16 protein-coding genes are annotated in these 15,793 nt (G+C 57.7%); 5 read left to right on the top strand and 11 right to left on the bottom strand.

Annotation, left to right across the window (positions count from 1 at the left end):
• Window positions 1-384 precede the first annotated feature (384 nt).
• Window positions 385-588, bottom strand: coding sequence for a DUF2754 family protein (locus ABLV07_RS00580; protein WP_015368030.1), 204 nt, complete (start codon window positions 586-588; stop codon window positions 385-387).
• A gap of 241 nt (window positions 589-829) precedes the next feature.
• On the opposite strand from ABLV07_RS00580, the gene ABLV07_RS00575 reads away from it, so the two are divergent.
• A complete protein-coding gene (locus ABLV07_RS00575) occupies window positions 830-1,135 on the top strand; it encodes a DUF2755 family protein (RefSeq protein ID WP_015368031.1) in 306 nt (101 codons plus the stop codon).
• On the opposite strand, the gene ABLV07_RS00570 is transcribed toward ABLV07_RS00575, so the two are convergent.
• The 3 genes from ABLV07_RS00570 to ABLV07_RS00560 all read right to left on the bottom strand — a co-directional run bounded on the left by ABLV07_RS00570 (window position 1,132) and on the right by ABLV07_RS00560 (window position 4,103).
• Window positions 1,132-2,235 carry a DUF1615 domain-containing protein gene (locus tag ABLV07_RS00570; protein ID WP_126027549.1) on the bottom strand — a complete coding sequence of 368 codons (1,104 nt, stop codon included), beginning with the start codon at window positions 2,233-2,235 and terminating at the stop codon, window positions 1,132-1,134. The genes ABLV07_RS00575 and ABLV07_RS00570 overlap by 4 nt on opposite strands.
• 18 nt (window positions 2,236-2,253) lie before the next feature.
• Window positions 2,254-3,474, bottom strand: coding sequence for a peptide antibiotic transporter SbmA (gene sbmA, locus ABLV07_RS00565; RefSeq protein WP_020079516.1), 1,221 nt, complete (start codon window positions 3,472-3,474; stop codon window positions 2,254-2,256).
• Window positions 3,475-3,590: 116 nt separating this feature from the next.
• A complete protein-coding gene (locus ABLV07_RS00560) occupies window positions 3,591-4,103 on the bottom strand; it encodes an isochorismatase family protein (RefSeq protein ID WP_162378691.1) in 513 nt (170 codons plus the stop codon).
• 221 nt (window positions 4,104-4,324) lie between these two features.
• Between ABLV07_RS00560 and ampH the strand changes: the two genes are divergently transcribed.
• From ampH to ABLV07_RS00540, 4 genes are all read left to right on the top strand, one after another.
• Complete coding sequence (ampH, locus tag ABLV07_RS00555) at window positions 4,325-5,485, top strand: D-alanyl-D-alanine-carboxypeptidase/endopeptidase AmpH (protein WP_015368035.1); 1,161 nt, start codon at window positions 4,325-4,327, stop codon at window positions 5,483-5,485.
• Between the two features lie 107 nt (window positions 5,486-5,592).
• On the top strand, window positions 5,593-6,567 hold the full coding sequence (hemB, locus tag ABLV07_RS00550; RefSeq protein ID WP_015368036.1) for a porphobilinogen synthase: 975 nt from the start codon (window positions 5,593-5,595) through the stop codon (window positions 6,565-6,567).
• Between the two features lie 203 nt (window positions 6,568-6,770).
• A complete protein-coding gene (locus ABLV07_RS00545) occupies window positions 6,771-7,262 on the top strand; it encodes a transposase (RefSeq protein WP_020079518.1) in 492 nt (163 codons plus the stop codon).
• Window positions 7,263-7,703: 441 nt separating this feature from the next.
• The gene (locus ABLV07_RS00540) at window positions 7,704-9,404 is read left to right on the top strand and encodes a GNAT family N-acyltransferase (RefSeq protein ID WP_047740013.1); all 1,701 of its coding nucleotides are present in this window, start codon (window positions 7,704-7,706) and stop codon (window positions 9,402-9,404) included.
• A 4-nt stretch (window positions 9,405-9,408) separates the two neighbouring features.
• On the opposite strand, the gene tauD is transcribed toward ABLV07_RS00540, so the two are convergent.
• The 7 genes from tauD to ABLV07_RS00505 all read right to left on the bottom strand — a co-directional run bounded on the left by tauD (window position 9,409) and on the right by ABLV07_RS00505 (window position 15,780).
• Complete coding sequence (gene tauD, locus ABLV07_RS00535) at window positions 9,409-10,260, bottom strand: taurine dioxygenase (RefSeq protein ID WP_015704533.1); 852 nt, start codon at window positions 10,258-10,260, stop codon at window positions 9,409-9,411.
• Window positions 10,257-11,084, bottom strand: coding sequence for a taurine ABC transporter permease TauC (gene tauC, locus ABLV07_RS00530; RefSeq protein ID WP_020079520.1), 828 nt, complete (start codon window positions 11,082-11,084; stop codon window positions 10,257-10,259). Before tauC ends, tauD begins: the two co-directional genes overlap by 4 nt.
• Window positions 11,081-11,848 carry a taurine ABC transporter ATP-binding subunit gene (tauB, locus tag ABLV07_RS00525; RefSeq protein ID WP_047740014.1) on the bottom strand — a complete coding sequence of 256 codons (768 nt, stop codon included), beginning with the start codon at window positions 11,846-11,848 and terminating at the stop codon, window positions 11,081-11,083. The genes tauC and tauB overlap by 4 nt, the downstream gene beginning before the upstream one ends.
• 12 nt (window positions 11,849-11,860) lie before the next feature.
• On the bottom strand, window positions 11,861-12,823 hold the full coding sequence (gene tauA, locus ABLV07_RS00520) for a taurine ABC transporter substrate-binding protein (RefSeq protein ID WP_015368105.1): 963 nt from the start codon (window positions 12,821-12,823) through the stop codon (window positions 11,861-11,863).
• 221 nt (window positions 12,824-13,044) lie between these two features.
• A complete protein-coding gene (gene mmuM / locus ABLV07_RS00515; RefSeq protein WP_047740015.1) occupies window positions 13,045-13,977 on the bottom strand; it encodes a homocysteine S-methyltransferase in 933 nt (310 codons plus the stop codon).
• On the bottom strand, window positions 13,964-15,373 hold the full coding sequence (gene mmuP, locus ABLV07_RS00510; protein ID WP_015704529.1) for an S-methylmethionine permease: 1,410 nt from the start codon (window positions 15,371-15,373) through the stop codon (window positions 13,964-13,966). Before mmuP ends, mmuM begins: the two co-directional genes overlap by 14 nt.
• 230 nt (window positions 15,374-15,603) lie before the next feature.
• On the bottom strand, window positions 15,604-15,780 hold the full coding sequence (locus ABLV07_RS00505; RefSeq protein ID WP_015368101.1) for a hypothetical protein: 177 nt from the start codon (window positions 15,778-15,780) through the stop codon (window positions 15,604-15,606).
• Between the last annotated feature and the right edge of the window lie 13 nt (window positions 15,781-15,793).

Below are 15,793 nucleotides of genomic sequence, written 5' to 3'. Positions count from 1 at the left end.
TGGTGCTCTCAACCCCCGGTGGCGCTGCCGCTTACCGGGGCTACAGCGCTTTGCGATTTGGTAGCCCGGAGAAGGCGCAACGCGCCGCGTCCGGGAAAAACCCTTAAAAAGTTGCAAACCGATAACAGTATCTACGCCGGCATGTGATCTGTAGGCCCGCGCAAGCGTAGCGCCGCCGGGCAATAACCGCGGGTAAAAAGCCACTTTCGCGCCGGATGGCGGCGGCGACTGGCCGCCCTCTGTGCGCTCCCTGCGCCATGAGAGACATAACGCAGAAGAATTATCGGGAGCGCAATGTGCCTGGAAACAGCACAGAACAACCGTTTTTCCAGGTCGAAACGATCGCAAACCGATAATAATAACTACCACGTCTTGCCGGGGATATTACGCCTCTTCTGCCGGACGGCGGCGAATAACAAATCCCGCCAGCCAGAAGCTCACGACCCACGTCGCCAGACCGACGGCATAAGATTGCCACCCCTGCGCGTCAAACCCCAGCAGCCCCACCACGCCATTCAAAATAAAAATTAACCCCAGCGCGAACGCGTAGTAGTGCCAGTCACGGCGGATTTTGTCGGTCAGCTTCATAACGACTCCTGCAGAAAAAAACATCATCGCATAGCCGCCCGCCGCGCCAACAAGATTGTTCGCACAATGCGAAGCCGCTCTCCCTTTTGTGCAATGCGGGCCCGCCGACAGTTTTGTCAAAACAGGATTATTCCTGGCAGAAATTACCAGCAATCTGATACAGGGAAACGCCCGCCGCTGCCAGAATTCCTGTCTATAGAGCTGGGGGAAAACCAGCGGAACAGGTGTTGCGGAGGTTTATATGGCTGAATTTACGTTTTCAAAGACGCTGATGGGGAGCAACAAAAAGAAGGTATCGGTCACCAGCGGTAACATTGCCTACGCGCTTTTTGTTCTGCTGTGCATCTGGGCCGGCGCGCAAATGTTGAGCATGCTGGTACACGCGCCTGGCGTATTCGAACATCTCATTCAGATTCAGGATACCAACCGCCCGCGTATTGAAATTGGGCTCGGCGTCGGTACCCTGTTCGGTTTAATTCCGTTCCTGTTTGGTAGCCTGCTGGTCGGCGCGCTGGGGCTTATCCTGCGCTGGTACCATAACCGTTAACGACGCGCCATACAGCTGGCGCGGCGATCGTCGACCCGCTTAGCAAACCACGCGGTGGTGAGATTGCGGGTGATTTTCGGGCTTTCCAGTTGGATCCCTGGCAACATCTCGCGCGGAAGTGTTTTCCCGGCCTTTTTCTCGGCGATTTTGAATATTTTCTTATACAAATCGCTCTCTTCAAACGCCAGGCTATCCCCCTTCTTCAGTTGACGATGGATATCGCCATCGCTCATCCCCAACTGCCCGGCTAAACGGCGCACCGCCAGCTCAGTCGTTCCGGGTTCCTCGCTGTCATAGCGAATAAGATCGCCATCCAGCGCCAGCTTAACGCCGGTGGCTTTAACCACCGCATTCTGGAAGGCGGCATTACGGCTGGCATACCAACCGGCATTGAAATCAGCAAAGCGGTACAGCGGCACGCTGTAGTTAGCCGGGTAGTTGAGCAGATGATAGGTGCCGAACCACAACCCGCCACGTAGACTGAAGACTTCCTGGCGCACGGTGCCGCCCATTTTCCACGGATAACCATCAGTGTGCTGCTGGGCAAAGGCGATGCTTACCTGCATTGGCCCGCCGGTATGCACCGGGTTGAGAGAGCCGAACAGCTTCTGGCCCATCGGCACCATGCCAATGAAGTCATCAAAAATCGCGCTCAGCTGTTTTTCCGTTTTGACGTTATCCAGGCGATCGCTGTAACTTTTACCGTTTGGTGAGGTGATTTTCAGCGCGGTATGCACCAGAAATACCGGGATATGCATTTTTTCCGCCCGGCGGTCAATTTCCTGCCAGGCGATTTTATTCAGGCCCGGCACCGCCGGATCGGCCTGATAGTTTGATTCCTGCTGCGCGACCGCCAGCACCGAACAGACGTTTTCTTCCGTCGGCGCCAGCTTCTGGCTGTCAAAGGTTTTGGCAATCGCCTGCGCCCAGGCCTCGCGGTCTTTGACGCTGGCGGGCATTTTTTGCCGCACCACGGCGGCAACATCCACCGGCTTCTCGCCTTCTTTCAACTTAGGCGCCTGCTGGCTGGTACAGGCGCTCAGCACCAACCCGGCCAGCAGCGTAAAAGAGAGTGAAACACCGCGAGAAACCTGCGCCATAAACCTTCCTTGCATTTATTAATTAACGGTTGAAGAGACTTCCTGCAGCCCTTTGTTATCCAGTTCGCGCTCAAAGCTGCGCAAACGTTTATAGATGGACATCAGTTCCACCAGCGTGGTCCACGAACTTATCAGATACTGGAACGAGCCGCGTACCTGGCCGAACACGTTGGTGATCTGGGTCATCAGGCCGAGCGTAATCGTACCGGCGACAATCGACGGAAACAGCAGGAACAAGCCGAAAACGTTATCCACCTGCAGGTAAAGAATACGGGCGATATTGAAATACATATAGTGGAAATAGAGACGGAAGTAGTTGTGGCGCACCGCGTTGAACAGTTCGCGCACGGTCGGCGGCGTGGCGCGGTTGGCGTCATCCTCACCATACACCAGCTCTTTACGATAGGCGGCTTCTACCCGCTGGTTTTTAAATTGCAGGCCCGGCAGCTTGATCCCGACCACCGCCAGCAGCCCGGTTCCCATCAGCGACCACACGATAGCGGCGATCACCAGTCCATACGGTAAATGGCCAACGATCGGCAGGTCCGGCACATGCGCCGACAGCGAAACCAGCACCGGCAGGAAGGCGATCAGGGTCATGACCGCATTAATAAAGCTTACGCCCATGTCTTCAAGCGTCGCGGCGAAGCGCATGGTGTCTTCCTGCACACGCTGAGCTGCACCTTCAATATGGCGCAGATGCTGCCAGTGTTCCATATAGTGTTCGTTCATCGCGGTACGCCAGCGGAACACATAGTGGCTGACGAAGAAGTTATTCAGCACGCCAATCACCACCGCAATCAGCGCGATGCCGAGAAAAATGCCAATCTCGTGGTAGAACTGATTGATGCTGACCTTGTGCGGTGTGGCCAGCGCGCTCTGAATCAAGTCATAGAACGGCGCATACCAGGCGTTGATCGCCACCCCAACTTCCACCAAAAACCAGGTGACAAAAATAATCAACGAGGTGCCGAGAATCGACCAGTATTGCCAACGATGCGGGCTATAGATAAACCAGAACAGCGCAAAGGCGCCGACGCAGAACAGGTAATACGCGTAGAATACCAGATAGTTGAGCGACCAGAACCGCGCCGCGCTGATGGCGACATCTTGCGATGCGCCGGTTATCCGCAGCAGCCAGTCGCCGCCGCCCGCCTGCCAAAAGATCACCGCCAGCAGCGACCAGATAAAGGCAGAAATAAAAAACGGCCCCGGTTTGGGGAAAAAAGCTTTAAACATCGTACTCTCCTGCTAACTTCTTATCGTTCTGTTTTTGCTGTGTACCACACGTACGCCCGCCGCAACGCGCGGCGGCGAAGTAAAGCGGACCCATGATGAGACCGGATATCAGCGACTTAGTTCGTCTGCCATTCGGCAAGAATTGTTTCTACGGGTTTCACGCGTAATGGATTACCGGGGAGGGTGAAAGTCCGCCACACCTCGTTATAGTGAGCGATCAGCGTTTTAGCCTCGGCGGCGGTGCGATTGGCGGTGGTATGGGCATCTTCGGCAATAGTGATGGCGTAGCCGCGGCTGGCGCCGTTTTTGATGGTGGTATCGACGCAATAATCGGTCGCGCAGCCGCAGATAACAAAAGCGTGAGTTCCGTTCTCGCGCAGCACCTGTTCAAGATCGGTTTTATAAAACGCATCACAGGCCGTTTTGGTGACGTAGCGCGCCCCGGCGGGTTGCGCCAGTTCAGGCAGCAGCGCGAATCCTTCGCTTCCTTCTTCCAGGCCGCCTGCTTCAGCGTGCTGAATGAAAATAACGCTATCGGCGGCGTGAATCAGGCGATTGATTTGCGCTACGCAGCGTTCGCGATCGACACGCGGCGTCTCGAATACGCCGTTTTGCATATCCACTACCATCAGAACCCGTTGAGATGCCATCACCACTCTCTTTTATAAGATGAATAAGAGCTTAATCATACGCGTCAGGCGGAAAAGCAGATATCTGAAAGCGGAAAAAAGTCATTTTTACGCACCGTTACGCTTTTCTGTGAAATATTGTCGTTATTCCCACTTTGCTCGCCGCGACTTCGTAGTATAAATACGGTGTATATTCCCCTAATAAACGATGGATGCCTCCGTTGAAACGTAGTTTGCTCATTTTTGCTGCGCTGTGCGCGGCGTCGTGGACCTCAGCCCAGGCGGTTCAGCCGAGCGTTGATCCGGTATTTACTTCTGATGTGGTCGACCGCTTCGCCGAACATATTTATTACGGCAGCGGCGCCACCGGCATGGCGATGGTGGTTATCGACGGCAACCAGCGCGTATTCCGCAGCTTCGGCGAAACCCGTCCGGGTAATAATCAGCATCCACAATTGGATTCCGTTATCCGCATCGCCTCTCTGAGTAAGCTGATGACCAGTGAAATGCTGGTGAAACTGCTCGATCAGGGACTGGTTAAGCTTGACGATCCGCTGAGTAAATACGCGCCGCCTGGCGCGCGGGTGCCAACCTACCAGGGCGTACCGATTACGCTGGTCAATCTCGCAACCCACACCAGCGCCCTGCCGCGCGAGCAGCCCGGCGGCGCGGCGCATCGCCCGGTATTCGTCTGGCCGACCCGCCAGCAGCGCTGGAACTGGCTGTCGACGGCTACGCTTAAAACCACACCGGGTTCGCAGGCGGCCTATTCCAACCTGGCCTTCGACCTGCTGGCCGATGCGCTATCGACCGCCGCCGGTAAGCCCTACCCGCAGCTGTTTGAAGAACAAATCACCCGCCCGCTCGGCATGAAGGACACCACCTTCACCCCATCGCCGGATCAGTGTCAACGCTTGATGGTGGCGGAGAAAGGCGCCAGCCCGTGTAATAACACCCTCGCGGCCATCGGCAGCGGCGGCGTGTATTCGACCCCGGGCGATATGATGCGCTGGATGCAGCAGTTCCTCTCTTCGGATTTCTATACTCGCGGCCAGCAGGCCGATCGCATGCAGACGCTGATTTATCAACGTACCCAGCTCACCCGAGTGATCGGCATGGATGTTCCGGGTAAAGCCGATGCGCTGGGTCTTGGCTGGGTGTACATGAAGCCGAAAAACGGCCATCCGGGCATTATTCAGAAAACCGGCGGCGGCGGCGGATTTATTACCTATATGGCGATGAACCCGCAGGCTAACGTCGGGGTCTTCGTGGTGGTGACCCGTTCCGCGTTGACCCGTTTCAGCGCCATGAGCGACGGCGTCAACGACCTCGTCAGCGCCTTAAGCGGCGTGCAGCCGAATATGGAAACCGCCAGCCAGTAATCGTTGCGGGATGTTTTGCCACTGATTGTTAAGGATCGTTTTGGCGAAACATCCCGCTGTCGTTTGCGGTACACTACCTTCTTTCATTTCACAAAATCAGGCAAACCATGACAGATTTAATCACTCGCCCACGCCGCCTGCGTCAATCCGCCTCGCTGCGCGCCATGTTTGAAGAGACAACACTGAGTTTGAACGACCTGGTGTTGCCGATCTTTGTTGAAGAAGAAATTGACGATTACAAAGCCATCGAAGCGATGCCTGGCGTCATGCGTATTCCGGAAAAACATCTGGCGCGCGAAATTGAGCGCATCGCCAACGCCGGGATTCGTTCAGTGATGACCTTTGGTATTTCCCACCATACCGACGCGACCGGTAGCGATACCTGGAATGAAAACGGTCTGGTGGCGCGCATGACCCGTATCGCCAAACAGGCGGTGCCGGAAATGATCGTCATGTCCGATACCTGCTTCTGCGAATACACCTCGCACGGCCACTGCGGCGTGTTGTGCGAGCACGGCGTCGATAACGATGCGACTCTGGAAAACCTCGGTAAGCAGGCGGTAGTCGCCGCGGCCGCCGGCGCTGATTTCATCGCGCCATCCGCCGCGATGGATGGACAGGTACAGGCGATCCGCCGTTCGCTGGATGCCGCAGGCTTTACCAATACCGCGATTATGTCTTACTCAACCAAATTCGCCTCATCGTTCTACGGCCCGTTCCGCGAAGCCGCCGGTACCGCGCTGAAGGGCGATCGTAAAACTTACCAGATGAGCCCGATGAACCGTCGCGAGGCAATTCGCGAGTCATTGCTTGATGAAGCCCAGGGCGCGGACTGCCTGATGGTGAAACCGGCCGGCGCCTATCTGGATATCCTGCGTGATATCCGCGAGCGCAGCAACCTGCCGCTCGGCGCTTATCAGGTCAGCGGCGAGTACGCGATGATCAAATTTGCCGCGCAGGCTGGCGCTATCGACGAAGAGAAAGTGGTGCTGGAAAGCCTTGGCGCAATTAAACGCGCGGGCGCGGACCTGATCTTCAGCTATTTCGCCCTCGATCTGGCCGAGAAAAAAATCCTGCGTTAAACCTTCCCTCTCCCCGGTGGCGCTGACGCTTACCGGGGCTACCAACCGAATGCCAAATCGTAGCCCGGATAAGGCGTTAGCCGCTATCCGGGAATCAGATTTTGCGTGCCGTTTTCCATCTTCCGTGATGGCTCCTTGGCGAACCTTCTCTTCTCCTTTAACGTCTTAAATCACATTATAAACGCTGCCTACCAGGAGAAGCTGTGGTTGCTTATCGACGTTATTACATCAAGGGGGGAACCTGGTTCTTTACCGTTAATTTGAAAGACCGTAGAAGCAGGCTTCTGACTGAAAGAATTGCATTATTTCGCTACTCCATCTCCGTTGTAAAACAACGTCGCCCTTTTATCATTAATGCCTGGGTGGTATTGCCTGAACATCTCCACTGTATCTGGACACTTCCCAATAATGATGACGATTTTTCTTCACGCTGGCGCGATATCAAAGGCTGCTTTAGCAGAACATTAAAACGACAACATATCTGGCAACCTCGCTTCTGGGAGCATGCCATACGTGATGAAGAAGATTATCGCCGCCATGTTGATTACATATATATCAATCCATTAAAACATGGCTGGGTTACGCAGGTTATAGATTGGCCATTTTCAACCTTTCATCGAGATGTCCAACGCGGGCTATATCCTGCAAACTGGGCTGGCGAAAGCTTTGAGCTTAGCTGCGGCGAACGCCGATAGCCCCTCCCCGGTGGCGCTGACGCTTACCGGGGCTACCAACCAAATGCCAAATCGTAGCCCGGATAAGGCGTAAGCCGCTATCCGGGGCCCCTCCCCGGTGGCGCTGACGCTTACCGGGGCTACCAACCAAATGCCAAACCGTAGCCCGGATAAGGCGTAAGTCGCTATCCGGAGATCCTCCCCGGTGGCGCTGACGCTTACCGGGGCTACCAACCAAATGCCAAACCGTAGCCCGGATAAGGCGTAAGCCGCTATCCGGGGATCCTCCCCGGTAGCGCTGACGCTTACCGGGGCTACCAACCAAATGCCAGATCGTAGCCCGGATGAGGCGTGAGCCGCTATCCGGGAAACCTCACCTGCTGAGACCGAATCTTCACCGAATTGTAATCTGAACGACATCTGCGCCTTCTACTGTCTGGGCAGGACAGAGGAGGAGTCACTATGTTTAGTCTCGACAACGTTCTCGATGACCTGTGGCCTCAAGCGAGGCCCGCCCCCTGGCAGAAAAAGGTGTTGAAAAAGCTTCTGTATGAAGAAGAGTTCCAGCAATTTGCCGCCCGCCATCGTCACCTGAAAGGACTGGATACGGTCGAACAGGTCCTCGAACATCTCAACATCCGTTGCGCTATTCCGGCGCATGACCTCGAACAAATCCCCGAACATGGCCCGCTGGTGATTATCGCCAACCATCCGACCGGCACGCTCGATGGTCTCGCTCTGCTCTATGCGGTCTCCCGCGTGCGGCGCGATGTCAAAGTCGTCACTAACCGCATGCTGACCCATCTTGAACCGCTGAGCTCGCTGTTTATTCCGGTGGATAATATCAACGGCCGTACCGCCAAAGCGGCGCTGCAGCAGATGGACCAACAGCTTCAGCAGGGCGGCGTGCTGATCTTCTTCCCGGCGGGGGAAGTTTCGCGTCTGACCCGCCGCGGCATCCGTGATAAAAAATGGCATCCCGGCTTCATCAAGCTGGCGGCGAAATACCGCGCGCCGCTGCTGCCGGTGTGGATCCGCGCCCACAACAGCCCGCTGTTCTACGCCAGCGCCCTGCTCTCCAAGAATCTGCCGCTGCTGCTATTAATGCAGCAGATGTTTCGCCGCCGCGATAGCAGCTTGCCGTTACGCATTGGCCAGCAAATCGCGTGGTCATCGTGGCATCAGCCGCAGCTTTCCGCCCGCGAACTGGCGGACCGCTGCTACCGCCACGTCGAGCGCCTCGGTAAAGGACACCCCGGCCTGTTTAAAAGCGAAAGCGCGATCGCCCGCCCGGAAGACCGCGCGCTGCTCAAACGCGAGCTGGCAAAAACCGAATGTTTGGGCAAAACCGCCGACGGTAAGCTGATTTATCTGTGGCAGCGCAACGGCCAGGAAGAGGCGCCGCTGCTACGCGAACTGGGCCGTCTGCGGGAGATCGCTTTCCGGGCGGTCGGCGAAGGCAGCGGCAAACGCCGCGATATCGATAGCTACGATGATGACTATCTGCACCTGATTTTATGGGATGAAGAGGATCTGGAGATCGTCGGCGCCTATCGTTTTATGCCTACCGCCATGCAACTGGAGAAACGAGGACTGGAGGGCATCTACAGCTACAGCCTGTTCCACTACGACGCGCGGATGGACGATATTCTGCAGCACGGGATTGAACTGGGGCGCAGTTTCATTCAGCCGCGCTACTGGGGGCGCCGCGGGCTGGATTATCTCTGGTCAGGCATCGGCGCCTGGCTGGCGCGAAACCCGCACTATCGCTATCTTTTTGGCCCGGTCTCAATTTCAGGCGGACTGCCGCCCGATGTCCGCGATTTGCTGGTCGCCTTCTACCGCTTATGGTTTCCGGCGACGCATCCGCTGGCCAAATCCCGTCGCCCCTACCCAGCTTCGCTACCCGAGGTGCTGGCGCAGTTTGGCGGCGAGGATTACACCGAAGACCTGACGCGGCTGAAGTCCCTGCTCGGCAACCTCGGCTGCGGCATCCCGCCGCTGTATAAACAGTACTCGGAAGTGTGCGAGCCGGGAGGCGTGCAGTTTATCGATTTCGGCAGCGACCCGGACTTTAATCACTGCGTCGATGGGCTGGTGCTGGTGGATTTAACCTACCTGAAAGCCAACCGCTACCAGCGCTACATCGGCGCGCATCTCTAGCCGTTTATCCCGCCCGGTAGAACGGCTTATCGCCAAGAATTGTCGCGCGGTGCATGATGCGCCGCTGCGGCAGATAGTCGGCGTTGGCGTAATGCTGCGTCACCCGGTTATCCCAAATCGCCACATCGTTCGGCTGCCAGCGCCAGCGCACCTGGAATTCCGGTTTTGTGACGTGAGCAAACAGGAAATTCAGCAGCGCCTCGCTCTCTTTCTCGCTGACATCCACAATACGGGTGGTAAACCCTTCATTGACGAACAGCGCCTGCTTACCGGTTACCGGATGGGTACGTACCACCGGGTGCAACAGCGGCGGGTTCTTCGCCACCGCCTCGCGCCAGCGCTGATGCTCCGCTTCCGTCTTGTTGTACTTGTACTCCTGGAACGATTTGCGGAAATCGTGCTCCGCGCGTAACCCGCTCAACAGCTGGCGAAACGGTTCGGATAGAGCTTCCCAGGCGGCAATACCGCTGGTCCACAGGGTATCGCCGCCGGTAGAAGGTAACTCCTTCGCCGCCAGAATCGCCCCCGCCGGCGGCGTATCGATAAAGGTCACGTCGGTATGCCAGTTATCGTTGTCCGGCGGATTATCGTTATGGGTATCCAGCACGATAATTTCATCCACGCCCGGCGCATGCGGATAGACCGGATGGATATGCAAATCGCCAAAACGTAACGCCAGATCGCGCTGCTGTTGCGGGGTGATATTTTGCTCGCGCAGGAACACCACCTGATGGCGCAGCACCGCGTGGTATAGCTGCTCAAACTGATTGTCGCTTAACGGACGGGTCAAATCGGCTCCGGCCACCTGTGCGCCAATATACGGCCCCAACGGGGTAATGCTCAGACGTTCACTCATTGTACTTCTCCATGCCAGGGCGTCAGGCGGCGCTGCAACGCGCGCAGTCCCAGTTCCAGAACAAATGCGATTATCGCAATCACCGCGATCCCGGCTAACACCACATCGGTCGCCAGGAATTCACCGGCGGATTGCACCATAAAACCTAAGCCGCGAGTGGCGGCAATCAGCTCCGCCGCCACCAGCGTCGACCAACCGACGCCAAGGCCAATGCGCAGGCCGGTAAGAATTTCCGGCAGCGCGCCCGGCAGGATCACCAGCCACAGCACCTGAGCGCGACTGGCCCCTAAAGACTGTGCGGCGCGAACGCGGACCTGCTGCGCGCTTTTAACCCCCGCCAGCGTCGACATCACTACCGGGGCGAAAATAGCCAGATAGATCAGTAAGATTTTCGGCGTTTCGCCAATGCCGAACCAGATGATCACCAGCGGCAGCCACGCCAGCGGCGGTACCGGACGATACAGTTCGATCAGCGGGTCGAGGATCCCGCGTACCGTTGGACTCAATCCCATGGCGATCCCCACCGGCACGCCAACGATCGCCGCCAGTACCAGCGCGATGGCGATACGCGTCAGGCTCGCCGCCAGATGCTGCCACAGGGTCGCGTCCATAAAGCCTTGCGGCCCGGCAATGGTCAGTAGCTTCTGTAATACCTGCCACGGCGAGGGTAAAAACAGCGGGCTAATCAGCTGCAGCGCGGTCACCGCCCACCAGATAGCCAGCAACACCGCCAGCGTCGCCACGCTAAGGGTCAGCTGCCGTGAGAGCGGCCAGCGCCACTTCAGCGCGCGCTGGCGCGGTTTATCATTGAGGACCACGCTCATGAGAAAGCCTCCCGTTGTTCGAACACCCTGCTAAGCACATATTCGCGCTGGGCGATAAATTGCGGATCCGATTTAATGCTGCGGCAGGATTCACCGGCGACAAAACGGCGGCCAAACTCCAGCGGCAGGCGTTCCTGCACCCGCCCCGGCCCCGGCGACAGCAGCACCAGCTCGCTGGCCATAAATACCGCTTCTTCGATATCGTGGGTAATCAACAGCACCTGCTTGCCGGTTTCATGCCACAGGCGCAGCAGCAGGGTTTGCATCTGCTCGCGAGTAAAGGCATCCAGCGCGCCGAAGGGCTCATCCAGCAGCAGAAGCTGCGGATCCGCCGCCAGCGCGCGCGCAATACCGACACGCTGGCGCTGGCCGCCGGACAGCTGCCAGATAAAGCGTTTTTCCGCCCCCTGCAGGCCGACTTTTTTTAACATCTGCGCGGCGATTTCCCGGCGTCGGGTCTTTTCCACCCCCGCCAGCTGTAGTCCCAGCGCGACGTTATCCAGCACGTTGCGCCACGGCAGCAGGCCTTCATTTTGAAACACCACGCCGCGATCGGCGCCCGGCCCGTCGATGCGGCGGCCTTCAAGGGTGATGCTGCCGTGCTGATAGGGCACGAATCCGGCAATCAGGTTCAGCAGCGTGGTTTTGCCGCAGCCGGAGGGGCCCAGCACCACCAGCAGTTCGCCGCTGTCCAGCGTCAGGTTGATATCCACCAGCGCTGGTTTACCGCCATAATCAGCGGAAAGATGCGAGATTTGCAGCATCAGAGCCTCCTTTTATTTCACGAAACGGTCGGTAACGAACTGGCTATAGTCGGTTCCTGCGGCCGGCACTTTGCCCTGCTCTTTGAGGAATTTCGCGGTATCGATAATCGCCTGGTTCACCGGGCCGTTAAGCTCCTGCGCCTGCTGGGCGGCGGTAAGATAGGTATTGCCTTTGACTAACACCGGTACATCCGCCTCCGGCACGCCGCTCAGTCGCGACAGCTTGCTGAGATTTTCCGGCTGCTTCAGCCACGCCTCCGGGTTGGCGATATAGGGCTGCTGCGCGTCGATGGCGCTTTTAGCGAAAGCTTTCACGATTTCCGGATGCTGCTCGGCAAAGTCTTTACGTACGACCCAGACATCCAGCGTCGGCGCGCCCCATTGCCCCACCTGCGCGGAGTCGGTCAGCACCTTGCCCTCTTTTTCCAGTTCGTTAACGGCTGGCGCCCACACGTAAGCGCCATCGATATCGCCGCGCTGCCAGGCGGCAATAATCGCCGGCGGCTGCAGGTTGATAATCTGCACCTGACCCGGTTTGATTCCCCAATGTTTCAGCGCGGAAAGCAGGCTGTAGTGGGTGGTCGAAATAAACGGTACCGCAATGCGCTTGCCAATCAGATCTTCCGGCTTAGTGATATCTTTCTTCACTACCAGCGCTTCGGAATTACCAAGCTTTGAGGCCAGCAGGAACACTTCAATCGGTACTTGCTGAGTGGCGGCCACCGCCAGCGGGCTGGAGCCGAGGTTGCCGATTTGCACATCGCCTGAGGCCAGCGCGCGTACGATGCTGGAGCCGCTGTCGAATTTACGCCAGTCAACGGTGGCGCCGCTGGCTTTGGCGAAGGTGTTATCCGCCTGGGCGACTTTCGCCGGTTCAGCGGAGGTTTGATAGGCGACGGTGACGTTAACCGCCTGCGCCTGGAAGGCAGCGAAAGCCAGCGCCGCCAGAAGAGTAATTCGCGATGTGAATGCCATAGTGTCTGCTTCCCCTTAGTTGTTATGGGTGCAGTATTTCCGGCATCAGCGTGGAGATGAAGTAATTAAAAATTCTGCCTAATAGCGAATCGTTTTTAGAAGAAAAGCGGGATTAGATAGTTAAAAACAGGGATTAAAGAAATGGGTTCCCCCGGCTCGCGGTACTGGTAGCCCGGATCAGTCGCAGAGCGCCGCCATCCGGGGGGAAAGAAATACAGGTGTTAGCGGCCCGCCGCCAGCGCGGCGATATCCTGGGGCGTGGTGCGACAACAGCCGCCAATCAGCCTGGCGCCAGCCGCCAGCCACTGCGGCAAATAGGCTGCAAGCGTCGCGCAGGCTTCACCGTGATGATGCCAGGTCTTGGTCAGCGCATCATAGTGCTCGCCGGAGTTAGGATAGACCACCAGCGGCAGCGACGTCAGGCTGTTCAGATGCTGTAGCGCGGCGGTGGTATTTTCCAGCGCGATACAGTTAATCCCCAGCGCCAGCACCTGAGGATTATCGGCCAATACCGCAACAACCTCGCGCAGCGGCGTGCCGTCACTGAGATGTTCGGCGTCGCGCAGGGTCAACGAGAACCAGGCGCGGGCGCGCGGGTAGTCGCTCAGCAGCGCCGCCAGGACCGTGATTTCAGCAAACGACGGTAGCGTTTCACAGGCCAGCAGGTCCGCCCCGGCATCCAGCAGCGCTTCGACGCGCGGACGGTGGAACGCCTGAAACGCCTCCGCGTTGCGCTGATAATCGCCGCGATACTCAGAGCCATCCGCCAGATACGCGCCATACGGCCCGACCGACCCGGCCACCAGCAGCGTTCCCGCCAGCGGGTTTTCCGCCAGGTACGCCTCGCGGGCTTTACGCGCCAGCTCGACGCTTTTACCTATCAGCGCCTTCGACTGCGCCTCATCCAGCCCGCGGGCGGCAAAGCCTGCCGGCGTTGCCTGATAGCTGGCGGTGATCGCCACCTGTGCGCCAGCGCGGAAATAGTCGAGATGCACATCGCGGATCAGCTGCGGATTCTCCAGCAGTACCTTCGCCGACCATAAACTATCGGCCAGATTGCAGCCGCGCGCTTCCAGCTCCGTCGCCATCGCGCCATCCAGCAGCACGAACGGTTGCGTTTCAAGGATAGCGGTTAGCGGATTATTCTGCGGCATGTTGCGGCTCCTGAGTTAATTTCCGTGTACGAGTCAGATAATAAGCACCATAACATAGCGCGACGAACGGGATCCCGCACCACAGCGCAATACTCTGGCTTGGGTCAAAGGCCAGCCCCACGCAGGCTACCAGGCAGAGGACAAACCCCAGCACCGGCACCAGCGGATACCACGGCGCGCGATAGTGCAGCTCGCTTAAGGCTTTGCCCTGTTGCAGATGGCGGCGGCGGAAGACAAAATGCGACGCGCAGATGCTCAGCCATACCGCGACCACCGCAAAACCGGAAATCGCCGACAGCGCAACAAACACCGTATCCGGCGCGACTACGCTGGAAAACAGCGCCAGCACGCCGCCCAGCATGCTTACCGACAGCGCGGTTAGCGGCACGCCGCGTTTATTCACTTTGGCAAAGCAGGCTGGCAACGTCTTCTCATTTGATAGCGACCACAGCATCCGTCCGGAGGCATACAGGCCGGAGTTGGCCGCCGACAAAATCGCGGTCAGGATCACGAAGTTAAAAATATCCGCCGCATAAGGAATGCCGACCTTTTCAAACACCAGTACGAACGGGCTTTTTTCCACCCCCGCCTGCTGCATCGGGATCAGCGCGGCGAGCACGAAAACGGTGCCAATAAAGAAAATAATCAGCCGGGCAATAGTGGTGCGGATCGCGACCGGAATCACCTGATGCGGGTTTTGCGTCTCGCCGGCGGCGATGCCGATAAGTTCGGTGCCCGAGAAAGCGAAGTTCACCGCCACCATGGTCATCAGGATCGGCAGGCCGCCATGAGGGAACCAGCCTTCGGCGGTGATGTTATGCAGCCCCGGGGCCGGTGAACCATCGGTCAGCGGAATAAAACCGAAGATGGCCGCGCCGCCGAGAATAATAAAAGCAAGGATGGTGATCACTTTGACCAGCGAGAACCAGAATTCGCCTTCGGCAAAGAAGCGGGTAGAGATAACATTCAGGGCGAAAATCACCGCGCAGAAAATCACGCACCAGACCCACACCGGCACCTGTGGGAACCAGTACTGCATACAGAATCCGGCGGCGGTAAAGCTCGAGCCGAGCGCCACGGTCCAGGTCAGCCAGTAGAGCCACGCCACGGTATAGCCGGTCGCCGGGCCGAGATAACGCGCGGCATACACGTGAAAGGCGCCGGTTTCCGGCATCGCCACCGACAGTTCGCCAAGACACTGCATCACCAGCCAGACCACCAGCGCGCCGATCAGATACGCCAGTAGCGTGCCCGCCGCGCCGGTGGTCGAGATAATATAGCCGGTATTGAAGAATAACCCTGTGCCAATGACGCCGCCCAGCGAGAGCATAATCAGGTGGCGCGTTTTCATGGTGCGCTTAAGTTGCCCACCTTGTTGTTGTGATGTTGTTTGCATATTGCCTTCTTTATGTATGGACGTCTAAACATCCAAATGAAGGTCATTTATACCGTGACGGCGGGGAAATTGCAAAACGGGGATGGGAAAAAAACAGGGCGAACAGGCGTTGGGGCCTGGGTTTAAAGCTGCTTGGGCTGCGGAGCCTCTCCTTTTTACCGCAACCGCAAGCAGCCTTCGGCTACACAGAGCACACCTCGTTCCAGTAGGCTTCGCGCGTCCAGCGCCGCTCAGTATGTTTTGTCATGGCGAAACCACCGGGTTTCCACGTTGCCGAGATCCACGCCATACAGGCTGGCGACCGGCAAGATCGCCTCCATCATCCGTTGACCATCTTGCTGCCCGGCTTCTCCGTTAGATAAAAAAGCCAGCCAGCCGGTAATCCGTTGCCACAGCGCTACTTTCATTTCTCCTCCATCG

Origin of the sequence: Klebsiella sp. CN_Kp097 (genome assembly GCF_040064495.1) — a bacterium.
GTDB classification, from domain to species: domain Bacteria; phylum Pseudomonadota; class Gammaproteobacteria; order Enterobacterales; family Enterobacteriaceae; genus Klebsiella; species Klebsiella aerogenes.
Note: the sequence above shows the minus strand (reverse complement) of the source record. Positions and strands in the feature narration are given on the sequence as shown.

Bases quoted from the DNA above. Each gene is read 5' to 3' on its own strand.
- ABLV07_RS00580 (WP_015368030.1), bottom strand. From the start codon at position 588: ATGAAGCTGACCGACAAAATCCGCCGTGACTGGCACTACTACGCGTTC.
- ABLV07_RS00575 (WP_015368031.1), top strand. From the start codon at position 830: ATGGCTGAATTTACGTTTTCAAAGACGCTGATGGGGAGCAACAAAAAG.
- ABLV07_RS00570 (WP_126027549.1), bottom strand. From the start codon at position 2,235: ATGGCGCAGGTTTCTCGCGGTGTTTCACTCTCTTTTACGCTGCTGGCC.
- sbmA (WP_020079516.1), bottom strand. From the start codon at position 3,474: ATGTTTAAAGCTTTTTTCCCCAAACCGGGGCCGTTTTTTATTTCTGCC.
- ABLV07_RS00560 (WP_162378691.1), bottom strand. From the start codon at position 4,103: ATGGTAGTGGATATGCAAAACGGCGTATTCGAGACGCCGCGTGTCGAT.
- hemB (WP_015368036.1), top strand. From the start codon at position 5,593: ATGACAGATTTAATCACTCGCCCACGCCGCCTGCGTCAATCCGCCTCG.
- ABLV07_RS00540 (WP_047740013.1), top strand. From the start codon at position 7,704: ATGTTTAGTCTCGACAACGTTCTCGATGACCTGTGGCCTCAAGCGAGG.
- tauD (WP_015704533.1), bottom strand. From the start codon at position 10,260: ATGAGTGAACGTCTGAGCATTACCCCGTTGGGGCCGTATATTGGCGCA.
- tauC (WP_020079520.1), bottom strand. From the start codon at position 11,084: ATGAGCGTGGTCCTCAATGATAAACCGCGCCAGCGCGCGCTGAAGTGG.
- tauB (WP_047740014.1), bottom strand. From the start codon at position 11,848: ATGCTGCAAATCTCGCATCTTTCCGCTGATTATGGCGGTAAACCAGCG.
- tauA (WP_015368105.1), bottom strand. From the start codon at position 12,823: ATGGCATTCACATCGCGAATTACTCTTCTGGCGGCGCTGGCTTTCGCT.
- mmuM (WP_047740015.1), bottom strand. From the start codon at position 13,977: ATGCCGCAGAATAATCCGCTAACCGCTATCCTTGAAACGCAACCGTTC.
- mmuP (WP_015704529.1), bottom strand. From the start codon at position 15,373: ATGCAAACAACATCACAACAACAAGGTGGGCAACTTAAGCGCACCATG.
- ABLV07_RS00505 (WP_015368101.1), bottom strand. From the start codon at position 15,780: ATGAAAGTAGCGCTGTGGCAACGGATTACCGGCTGGCTGGCTTTTTTA.